This is a genomic window from Robbsia andropogonis (assembly GCF_000970345.1).
In the GTDB taxonomy this organism is placed as follows: Bacteria; Pseudomonadota; Gammaproteobacteria; order Burkholderiales; family Burkholderiaceae; genus Robbsia; species Robbsia andropogonis.
In genome coordinates, this window is sequence record NZ_LAQU01000064.1 from 1 (window position 1) to 10,817 (window position 10,817).

Annotated in this window: 11 protein-coding genes; 5 read left to right on the forward strand and 6 right to left on the reverse strand. The window is 54.6% G+C overall.

The genetic code is table 11. The annotated features are described in order from the left end of the window. Positions 1–142: 142 nt before the first annotated feature. The 6 genes from WM40_RS32645 to WM40_RS24745 all read right to left on the reverse strand — a co-directional run bounded on the left by WM40_RS32645 (position 143) and on the right by WM40_RS24745 (position 4,157). Positions 143–388, reverse strand: coding sequence for a transposase (locus tag WM40_RS32645; protein WP_082103214.1), 246 nt, complete (start codon positions 386–388; stop codon positions 143–145). A 273-nt stretch (positions 389–661) separates the two neighbouring features. Beyond that, positions 662–1,267 carry a hypothetical protein gene (locus WM40_RS30455; RefSeq protein WP_157685974.1) on the reverse strand — a complete coding sequence of 202 codons (606 nt, stop codon included), beginning with the start codon at positions 1,265–1,267 and terminating at the stop codon, positions 662–664. Positions 1,268–1,292: 25 nt separating this feature from the next. Beyond that, positions 1,293–2,135 carry an HAD family hydrolase gene (locus tag WM40_RS24730; protein ID WP_046154298.1) on the reverse strand — a complete coding sequence of 281 codons (843 nt, stop codon included), beginning with the start codon at positions 2,133–2,135 and terminating at the stop codon, positions 1,293–1,295. Positions 2,136–2,721: 586 nt separating this feature from the next. Continuing rightward, positions 2,722–2,907 (reverse strand): tautomerase family protein, encoded by a 186-nt coding sequence (locus WM40_RS24735; RefSeq protein WP_024901917.1) that lies wholly within the window; start codon positions 2,905–2,907, stop codon positions 2,722–2,724. Positions 2,908–3,004: 97 nt separating this feature from the next. After that, positions 3,005–3,406, reverse strand: a complete 402-nt coding sequence (locus WM40_RS24740) for an FKBP-type peptidyl-prolyl cis-trans isomerase (RefSeq protein WP_024901916.1) — start codon at positions 3,404–3,406, stop codon at positions 3,005–3,007. Between the two features lie 121 nt (positions 3,407–3,527). Further along, positions 3,528–4,157, reverse strand: a complete 630-nt coding sequence (locus tag WM40_RS24745; protein WP_046154297.1) for a DUF938 domain-containing protein — start codon at positions 4,155–4,157, stop codon at positions 3,528–3,530. Between the two features lie 375 nt (positions 4,158–4,532). Between WM40_RS24745 and eat the strand changes: the two genes are divergently transcribed. The 5 genes from eat (at position 4,533) to WM40_RS24770 (ending at position 10,671) form a co-directional block, all read left to right on the forward strand. After that, positions 4,533–5,981: an ethanolamine permease gene (gene eat, locus WM40_RS24750; protein ID WP_024901914.1), complete on the forward strand. Its 1,449-nt coding sequence runs from the start codon at positions 4,533–4,535 to the stop codon at positions 5,979–5,981. 114 nt (positions 5,982–6,095) lie between these two features. Continuing rightward, entirely contained in the window at positions 6,096–7,481 is a 1,386-nt protein-coding gene (locus WM40_RS24755; protein WP_024901913.1) for an ethanolamine ammonia-lyase subunit EutB, read from the forward strand. A gap of 27 nt (positions 7,482–7,508) precedes the next feature. Continuing rightward, positions 7,509–8,345: an ethanolamine ammonia-lyase subunit EutC gene (gene eutC, locus WM40_RS24760; protein ID WP_024901912.1), complete on the forward strand. Its 837-nt coding sequence runs from the start codon at positions 7,509–7,511 to the stop codon at positions 8,343–8,345. 165 nt (positions 8,346–8,510) lie between these two features. Then, on the forward strand, positions 8,511–9,779 hold the full coding sequence (locus WM40_RS31815; protein ID WP_024901911.1) for a helix-turn-helix domain-containing protein: 1,269 nt from the start codon (positions 8,511–8,513) through the stop codon (positions 9,777–9,779). 73 nt (positions 9,780–9,852) lie between these two features. Further along, positions 9,853–10,671 (forward strand): Pr6Pr family membrane protein, encoded by an 819-nt coding sequence (locus WM40_RS24770; protein WP_052738514.1) that lies wholly within the window; start codon positions 9,853–9,855, stop codon positions 10,669–10,671. Positions 10,672–10,817: the final 146 nt, after the last annotated feature.

Consider the following 10,817-nt stretch of genomic DNA (forward strand, 5'->3'; position numbering starts at 1 on the left):
TCTTGACCACACGTGCCAGTGCGGTCTCGGTGCCGGCACGCATGTCCATGGGCTCGATGGCGAGCCAGATGGCGTCGATACGGATCACCGTAAAATCTCCCGCACCCAGGCGGCACTGTCGTCCAGGCGCTCAGCAGGCCAATCAATGGCAATCGTGGATGAAGGCCGGCACCGTATCAATGTGCTGCGTTGCCATCTTCGGTGCTCGTGTCTGATCAGCTTCCTTGATCCAACGACGCAGTACATTGGGATTCATGCCGTGCGAGATCGCGAGTGCGGAACACGACATACCGAGTTGCTGGCACTGCCGAACTAAATCGGCGCGAAATTCCGGAGAATAGCTACGCTTGGTTCGGCCTTTACGGGGCTGTTCTGCGATAGGGTACATGTGTCCGCTTCCATGATCGTGGAAACGTATGCTCTTACACGCTAATGTCGGACGCTAGATGGGATGACCGGCCGCTTACAGTTGATCGGGAAGGCTTTGCTTACAAGGTAAGCCACTAGTCGAGCGGAATGGTGGAAACGGCCAGCGTTGTTTGCTTAGCGCAGTGTCGAGTCTTCGCTTCGCATTGATATCCCTTTCGGCCCGCGACGATATTTATTTTCGTGAAAACACGGGCCAGATGCGGTTTTATTTACGTACCTTGATGCAAGTATTTCACAGCTGATGAAGGTTTGTCGTTGCTGGAGGATTTTTTGGTCCAGTGGATTTTGATGGATCAGTGCCAAGAATTAAAACACCTCCAATCACAAATAATGTAATTACAAGTGTAGTGTAAAAGAAGTCCATTTTATTTTCAGAATGCATTCTGCGCACCGGCAGCTTCCACCACTTGCTGTTTGGGTTGATTTTTCTTCCCCAGAGTCGCCATTCAAATGGACTGGCCTTGCTGATTTCACTGCTTAGGGCGATTTCATATCCTAATTCTTTGAGTTTTTTTTCTATTGTTATTCCTGCGTTGACCGATCCTTTTAGTAGTCTGTGATACCACCATCTGTCCATAAAATAAAATGCAATCAACGGAATGATGGCAGACCAAATAATTAGTCCGGCAGAATTTATCTCTTTATTGAATATTGTGGTGTGAACGGATTCTTTTATCGCGTATCCTCCAAGTGCTAGAACAGCTCCAACCACGACTAGCGCGAAATTGCGAATACGCAACTCTAAATCATTGAAATGTTGCTGTACATCAATCGTTTTTTTCCATATTTCGATCGTTCCACCCGCTTTGTCTTTTTCGTCAGTCGATTTATCTGTCATTTTGTATTGAATTTGGCATCAATTTTCATTGGAAAAAATTCAATATTTCGTGAAATCCATTTTGTAATGTATTCGATGGGCGAATAGATCTTCCATCGAAAATTTTCTTCTCTCTAGCAATGTCTTGCTCTGACCAATGAGATACTTTTTTCAGTAAATCGTATTGACCGATGTCCGCTAGTCCATACTTGGCCCATGCATCGTCCACACCGGCATCTTGCGCCATGGCGATGTCTTTCATAAGGCTATCGCCAATATAAATCGCATCGGATGGATCGATTTTCATGTCTTGAAGAATTGAGGCTAAAATGTGTGGATTTGGTTTTAACTCGCCATCGGGGGTAAATCTTGGCTCGGTATGAGCAAGCTGATAGTTATCCGCTGAATATTTTCTTATCGACTGAATGTCATCAATAGGTAAAGCATGGTCGGCTGGTGAATATACAAAATCTATTAAGTGATCGAGTCCCAATTTTCGGAATCGGTACTGAGTATAAAAAGCTTGTGATTCCGTATACGCAACGATTGGAATACCTAAGTCGCGCAGTTGGGTCAAGCTCTCTTTCACACCTGGATAAAGCTGCAAATTTTCCGTGCGCGCAGCGCGAAATGCGTCTATCGCAGGTTGTATGCGGGACGGCAGGGAGTCACGAAAAATTTCTTTTATTTCTGGAATTTCTTCCAATAAAAAAGAATACTCGCTTGTTCCATGGCGCTGATGCACCGCACGAATTGAGGAGTACAGTGTTTCTTGCTTGAGACCGCTTGTGCGACAAAGCTCATCAAGCATCGCTTGAAAAGATTGGTGCCATACGTTTACCCAGTCAAATAGTGTATTGTCAACGTCGGTGATGAGTAGCTTTTTCATATGCGATATTCCGTGACGTAGCAACGAGGATCGTTGTTCGTGCGAGCGCTGGCTTCCCTCATACGGCGTCCTGGCGCTGAAATAGGTGAACATCTTAACGCCTAAGGTCACGGCATAGTGTGAGGTCTGCCTAAAAGCACGATTGGTCTGATCGGTCAAGCTCGAAAATAGGACAACGGAAGTACAATGAAGGTACATTGCCCAGCTGCTGTAATTTCTGTTGGATTTTTCTAAATTGCTGATTTAAAAGAAGTATTGCTTTTTTGAATTTTCTCTTGATTTCTCCATATTATCAATAACTTATTGATTCAGCAGAAAATTTGTAATCATCAGGTGGTCAGTTCGAGTCTGGCAGCCGGCACCAAATACTAGTCCGAGGGTTACCTCGGAGCATGTCAAACCCGCGATAGCGCAAGGCTTCGCGGGTTTTTTATTTACCGGACGAATGCGCGATTACTGAGCTTGTCGAGCATCGCGCGTTTTTGCAGGACGCTATACTTGCGGCGGAATGCGTTGCCGACGTGCCGATTTAGCGTCCCTCGGCAGCACGGCACCATTGAGGGTGCGCCCCCAAACAGCCACGGCATTACCGTTCGCTAAACAACACACCTGCTTTCATCTTATCGGCTTTCGGCGTTTCTACGATTGAAACGACGACTGACTCTTTCGGCACCTGAAATGATTTTTCAACCGCTTCGGTGATGCCCAGCATCAGTTGCTTCTTCTGTTCCGGGGTTTTACCCGCAGCGGCATAAACGACGATTTCCGGCATGACGCACTCCCGTCCGATGAATGATGAAAAATCGTAGCACGCTCAACTTTCATGCGGCATGCGGTAGCGCTGCGTGCGCATCGCTCTTCGCTTGGATTCAGCCGCCAACCTTCAGCAGATCGATTTCGAACGTCAATGCGCTATTCGGCGGGATCGGGCCGACTTGCCGGCTACCGTAGGCAGTGGCTGCCGGGCACGTCAGCTTTGCCTTTCCGCCGACCTTCATTTTCTGCACACCCTGCGTCCAGCATGGAATTACCTGGTTCAGGCCGAACGTCGCCGGGCCGCCATGTTGGGCGGAGCTATCGAAAACGGTGCCATCGGACAAGGTGCCCTTGTAGTTCACCGTCACTTTGTCCGATGCGCTGGGTTGTGCGCCGGTGCCTTGAACGAGCTGTTGCACGACGACACCGGACGGCAGGGTCTCGGTTGTCGGAGCGGCAGCGAACGCGGAGGTGGATACCGCGGCGACCAGAAGAAATGCGCTCAGTGACTTCATAAATTCATTGCCTGATTAAAAAGAAAACGAAAAGGGTTGTCCCCATGCCAACGCCTCATTCTACGTCGGGCATCGGTTTGCCGCGCCGCCACAGTCCGATGTGATCAATGCGAGGTACCCATCAAACGCGTCGAAAGACCAAGGTTAAATTATTGGCGGGCATGTCGACGACTTCCGCGAGGTGCAAGCCTGCCGCGGTTCCGAGCGCTTCGACATCGGCCAGATCGCGAATGCCCCAGCGCTCATCCGTCGCGCGCAATTGCGCATCGAACACCGCATTGCTGGGTGCCGTATGCGCGCCGTTGTGCCGATAAGGCCCGTAAAGACATAACACGCCGTCCGCCGCCAAATACCGTTGCGCCCCATCGAATAATGCCTGCGCCGCAGTCCAAGGGGAGATATGAATCATATTGATGCACACGATTGCCGCGAGCGATTCAGCCGATGCCGGCAAAGGCCAAGGAAATTGGTGCACATCCAAGGATAACGGTGCGGCCAGATTGGGGAGCGCTGCATGCTTGCGCCACGCTTCTATCGAGTCACGTGCAGTGGCATCCACATCGGTTGGATGCCAAGTGATGGCAGGTAGTGCAGCAGCGAAATGCACGGCATGCTGGCCGGTACCACTCGCTATCTCAAGTACCGTGCCGGACTTGGGTAAAACGCGTGTCAAGACATGCAATATCGGATCGCGATTTCGCTCCGCGGAGGGGGATAGACGGCGAACCGGGGAAGAAGCCTGCTCATGCATGGAAAATCCTGTTATTTGACGATGCGGTAAGGGCGCATGCGGTAAGCCAACGCCTCGTGCAGGGCGCGCTTGCCCGCACATTAAAAAGTTGTCCGATTGTACGCGGGGCGTGGCGTCCCCGATGTACGTAGACGCGGTACGCGAGAGGCATGTCGACAGTGCCACTGCTCGGCCCACCCAACAGTGCGTTAAGGTGGCGGACGTTCGCCGCAAATCTCACATTTATGCCGAATTTCGCTAACTCTCCCCATTTTCAGCGTGTTCGAATCGAGTGATTCAATTTCCCGCGCGTGAAGGCGCTGTAGCGGAAACAGGCGGCCCCGCCATTGGGCGAGTGTGCCAATAAGAAAACCGCATACGTTACCTGGGGATACCATGACGCCCGATATGAACGCTTCGGCGGCACTACCTGCCGCGCCGCAAGCCTTGAAGCAAACGCTGGGAACCTGGCAACTCTGGGGAATCGCCGTAGGTCTGGTGATTTCCGGGGAGTATTTTGGATGGAGTTATGGCTGGGCTTCGGCGGGGACGCTGGGCTTTCTAGTGACAGCCATCTTCATTGCGGCGATGTACGCCACCTTCATTTTCAGCTTTACGGAATTGACGACGTCGATACCGCACGCAGGTGGACCGTTTGCCTATGCGCGCCGTGCGTTTGGCCCCGTTGGCGGCTATATCGCCGGCATTGCGACGCTGATCGAATTTGTTTTCGCGCCGCCTGCCATCGCGCTGGCGATCGGGGCCTATCTCCATGTGCAGTTTCCCGGCCTTGATCCCAAAAATGCCGCGGTGGGAGCCTACATCATCTTCATGGCACTCAATATCGTTGGTGTGCAGGTCGCCGCGGCATTTGAGTTATGCGTAACGGTGCTGGCGATCTTCGAATTGCTCGTATTCATGGGGGTGGTATCGCCGGGTTTCCAACTCGCGAACTTCACAAAAGGGGGATGGTCCGGCGCCGATCACTTCACGTTAGGCAGTTTTTCGGGAATTTTTGCGGCGATTCCTTTTGCCATTTGGTTCTTTCTTGCCATCGAGGGGGTGGCAATGGCTGCGGAGGAGGCGCGTAATCCGCGTCGCTCGATTCCTATCGCTTACGTGACAGGTATCATCACGCTCGTGCTTCTTGCCATCGGCGTCATGGTGTTCGCGGGCGCCGCAGGCGATTGGTCCAAGCTGTCGAATATCAACGACCCATTGCCGCAAGCAATGAAATACATCGTTGGTGACAACAGTAATTGGTTGCATATGCTCGTCTGGCTAGGTTTGTTCGGCCTGGTGGCTTCTTTTCACGGCATTATTCTGGGATATTCGCGTCAGATATTCGCGCTTGCCCGGGCGGGTTATCTCCCGCCTGCACTGGCGAAAGTGCATCCGCGTTTCAAGACGCCCCACCGTGCCATCCTTGCTGGCGGGGTCATTGGGATTGCGGCCATCTATAGTGATAACCTGATTCAGTTTGCTGGCCAGACACTGACGGCGAATATCGTGACGATGTCCGTATTCGGCGCCATCGTGATGTATATCATCAGCATGGCGGCGCTGTTCAAGCTGCGTCGCACGGAACCGGGAATGGCACGTCCTTACAAGGCACCGTTGTTTCCGATTTTTCCAGCATTCGCACTGTGCGCGGCGGTGCTGTGTCTGGTGACGATGGTGTATTTCAATGCGCTTGTTGCCGGTATCTTCGCGGTGATCGTAGTGATCGGTTTTGCGTACTTCCTTGCTACGCGAAATCAGCGCGACCTGCATGCGTCGCCTGATGCTATCGCCAGTGCGGAATTTGCGGAAAACGATACGGCTGTCGTTGAGCGGCACCCCTGATTGCGTGTGTGCGGCGGCATGGAGAGGCGAGACGACGCTGTCGCCTTCTCTCGATTTGCGCGGCATGAGATGCGTAATGCGATGCGTGCCGCCCGCTTCTTTGAGGAGTAGATGATGGCGTTCTCCGAAACCATTGGCAGTCGCCGTTACGTGTTCGACGATTTGAAAACGTTGATGGCTAAGGCAACGCCGGAACGCTCCGGCGATCAACTGGCCGGCGTCAGTGCACAATCCGAAGAAGAGCGCGTGGCGGCAAAGATGGCGCTGGCCGCTGTTCCGCTGAAGACGTTTCTGCAGCAGGCGTTGATACCGTATGAAGACGACGAAGTCACGCGTCTGATCATCGATGATCATGACTTGTCGGCTTTCGAGCCCATTTCCCATCTGAATGTCGGCGATTTTCGAGATTGGATCCTGTCGGATGCCACGTCGTCGGAAGCGGTGTGTGATGTCGCCAAAGGTCTGACGCCGGAGATGGTCGCAGCGGTCTCCAAGATCATGCGGAATCAGGATCTGATTCTTGGCGCAAAAAAGCGGCCGGTGATTACGCGTTTCCGTAATACGCTTGGACTCCCGGGACGCATGGCCGTTCGCTTGCAACCTAATCATCCAACCGACGATGCACGCGGTATCGCCGCATCGATGCTGGATGGCTTGATGTATGGTTGTGGCGACGCCGTTATCGGCATCAACCCGGCAAGTGACAGCTTGCATGCCATCACTACCTTGTTGGTGATGATGGACGAGTTTCGCCAACGGTTCGATGTACCGACGCAGACCTGTGTCTTGACCCATGTGACAAATACGATTCAAGCGATTGAACGCGGCGCGCCGGTCGATCTTGTTTTCCAATCCATCGCAGGCACTGAAAAAGCAAATGCGAGTTTCGGCGTAACGTTGTCGGTTTTGCAGGAAGCGTACGAAGCAGGCTTGTCGCTGCAGCGGGGGACGGTCGGACAGAACGTGATGTATTTCGAGACAGGGCAGGGCAGTGCGTTGTCAGCCGATGCACACCATGGCGTGGACCAACAAACGTGTGAAACCCGCGCATATGGCGTTGCACGCAGATTTCATCCCTTGCTCACGAATACGGTTGTAGGGTTTATCGGTCCCGAATATCTCTACAACGGTAAGCAGATCACCCGAGCCGGCCTTGAGGATCATTTCTGCGGTAAATTGTTGGGCGTGCCGATGGGATGCGATATTTGCTACACGAACCATGCGGAAGCGGATTCGGACGACATGGATAACCTGCTGACGCTGCTTGGCGTGGCAGGCATCAACTTCATCATGGGCGTGCCCGGCGCGGATGACGTCATGTTGAATTACCAGAGCACGTCATTTCACGATGCGTTGTACACGCGATCGGTGCTTGGTCTAGGGCGTGCGCCTGAATTCGAGGCCTGGCTTGAGTCGATGCGTATCGCGGATCGCGCGGGACGCATCCTCCCTGCATCTGCGAAGCAGCCGCTATTGGCGCAGCAATGGATCGACGCCTAGTGGCGTGAACTGGAAAATACGGATTCAATGCGAGACAAACCGACCCTGCAATCCAATCCTTGGGATGCGTTGCGACAGTTCACGGGCGCACGCATTGCCTTGGGGCGTGCGGGAAACAGCATGCCTACCACGCCGTTGCTCGCGTTCAATCTCGCGCATGCGCAGGCACGCGACGCCGTCCACCAGCCGCTCGACGTCTCGTCTCTCCTGCAGGCGCTGCAGAGCGCGGGGTTCGAGGCATTGCGTGTCCGCAGTGCTGCAAAGGATCGTCTTGAATACCTTCGTCGACCTGACCTTGGCCGACGCCTTGCCGACGACAGCGCCGAACAGTTGCGGGCGTGTGCTGCGGAAGCGGCCGTATCGGAACGCGGACGCGATGGCGAGGCGGCCCCTCGATGGGATGTGGTTTTCGTCGTGGCGGACGGTTTATCATCCCAAGCCGCAGACCGTCATGCGGTGCCATTGTTGCAATGCGTCCGAAAGCGTCTGACAGATTGGCGGATCGCTCCTGTGGTGGTTGCAACGCAATCGCGAGTGGCATTGGGGGATGACGTGGGTGAGTTGCTGCATGCCCGTCTCGTGGTCATGCTGATTGGCGAGCGACCGGGGCTGAGTTCTCCTGACAGCCTCGGCCTTTATTTGACCCATGCGCCACGGCGCGGTACCAGTGATGCGCAGCGCAACTGCATCTCGAACGTCCGTCCTGAAGGTTTGGGATATGACGCCGCCGCATTCAAGTTATGCCATCTGCTCACCGAGGCTCGACGCCTCAAGCTGACGGGCGTTCAACTGAAAGACGACAGTGACGCGTTGCTGACGCGCATTGCCGATCCTGGAGCACTCCCGGCGCCCACGTCTGACTAATAATGCTGCCTGCACTCCCTGTAGTTCTCGCTGCGCCCCGTCGTGGGCGCGCACCGTTATTTTTTTCTTTCTACACTGGCGTATGAATTGAAACCGGTGCGTCCGGTTTCGCCATCCCCGTGTTTCGATGCGATGATTTCAGTCGTTCGGCGGAGAGAAACGACAATGACGATCATGTCCAGTGCGTCACACCGCGCGCGCGAGCCGCGCACCCGTGCTCCCGCGATGGCATGGGCCGCTGATGCCGCGCGCGTGCAGCCCGCCGCGAACGTCCCGGACGTGGAGCGCGTTGCTGCGGTACATGCGAGTGATAGCGCGCGAATCATGCGCCATGTTTCCGCGGACCCCAATATCCAGGCGGACGCCATTTCGGGATGGACGCAGCAATATGACCAGCTTAGCACCGGGCCTTTTTCAGGCTCGCTTACCGAATGGCAGTCAAATGGCTTTCATTTTTTCTCTGAAACAACGAGTCAGGCGTTGCGCCAGGCATGTCGCGTTCGATCTGGTGCGATCTGGTTCGGCATTCCAGACAGGCGTCTGACATCGTTCGACGGGAAGGATCGGCATTTGCCGGCGCCAGGGACAATGGTGCCCGTGGAAGAGGGGGCGGAGGACCTCGGTGGCATCTGCGCAAAGATACGTGCGCGTTCGATTGATGTCGACATGGTCGCTTGCCAGCAGGGCGATCGCGATTTTGAATTGGTCACGCCGTCCCGGTTCCGTATTTTTGGCATCGTCATAACGGAAAGCGCGTGGCGCGAGGTCATGCATGAGATGCATGACTGTCCGGATGTCCCGGGTGGAATCCGCGACGATCTTGTGCGTTTCGAGTTGACCGCCCTCGATGCGCTGCGGGAGGTCATGTATCGCGTCCTTTGCGCGGAACACAGTTTTGGTGTGGCGGAACGTCTATCACCCTTCCAGGCAGCGCATTTTCAAGATGAGGTGCTTCGGCTGCTTGCGAGCGGCTTGCGCCAGGCGGGAGACGTCGCACCGATCCCTGCAATGCCGAAGCCGCATCGACGATGGATAGTCGATACGGCGAGGCAATATGTGCTGGACAATCGAGAACGGCCTATCGGTATTCCGGAGTTATGCACGGCGCTGCGCGCGAGTCGCCGGACATTGCAATATTGTTTTCAAGATATCTATGGCATGAGCCCGCAGCGGTATCTGCGTGCGACGCGTCTTAACGGCGTGCGTCGCGCGTTATTGTCCGAGGCGGTGAAGGTGTCATCAACTTTACCGTTGGGAGCCTTCTCGAAGGGCGACGAAGCGGGTCTTTCGCGATCATCCGTGATGTCGGAGAGACGGACGGTGCAGGAAATCGCGGCGGAATGGGGCTTTTGGCATCACAGCCAATTTACCGCGGATTATCGCCAGTTATTCGGCATGACGCCTTCGGAGACGCAGCGTCGCGGTGGCGTTTGAAAGCTGACTGTAGAGGGGGGCGTCCGTCGGGCCTATCTTTGATCCGGTTTCGTTTCGGGCTTAAAATACCGTCATGCGTAAACCAACGGAACCCCTGTCTTCATCGCGCTACGGCGGGAACCGCTCGGCGAGGGAACATCTGCCGACGGGCAGCCTTGTTGCGCCGTCCACGCCGGCCAATGCGTCCGTCGATGACGTTGCAAACAACGCGTCGGCACCCCTGCCGACGCCGCCGTATGAATCGAATGTGCGTCTGAAGCCTGGGGCTGTCGGTTTGGTAACGGTCTTGGCGGTGCTGTCGTGCTTTGGTGCAGTGGGCCAGGTGACCAAGACAATGACATGGTTTATGTCTCAAGGATGGTCTTGGGCAGAAAGCGCTATTCGCACCGCGAGCTATTTGACAAATTTGACGATTGCCTTGTCGGCCGTCTGTTTTGTCGTCGTGCTCCTTGCGATGACACCACTTAAACGATGGTTGCCGCCGTGGAGCTACCGAGCGTCGGTGATTACTGCTGTGACGTTGTATCTGGCTTTTGTTGGTTGCGGATATAACCTGCTGCTGCGTGGTCACTGGGCGCCTACTGGCATGCGTGCCGTGCTCAACGAGGTGGTGCACACCATCGTGCCTATTTTGGCGCTGATCTATTGGATGCTTTACGTGCCTCGATTTACTGTAAATGCACGTCGTCTTTGGCTGTGGTTGGTCTACCCGCTGGGTTATCTTTTTTGCATGTTGTGGAGCGGCAGTGTTAGGGACTTCTATCCCTATCCGTTCATCAACGTCGAACGTCTCGGCATTGAGCGTGTGCTTGGCAATGCCCTGGGACTGGTCATTGGCTTTCTGGCCCTGATGGCGTTGTTCCTGCTTATCAATCATCGACGCCGACGGTAAAAAACGCCGCACGTGGTTTGCCGCGCATGTCGTGACATGGTGATGGCACGACATGCGCATCCTGGTTCTCCCTTGAGCGCATCGATCAGAAAGCTGTCTGACCCGGGGTGCGCGATTCAGTTGCCTTATCAATTTCACAAAAAACG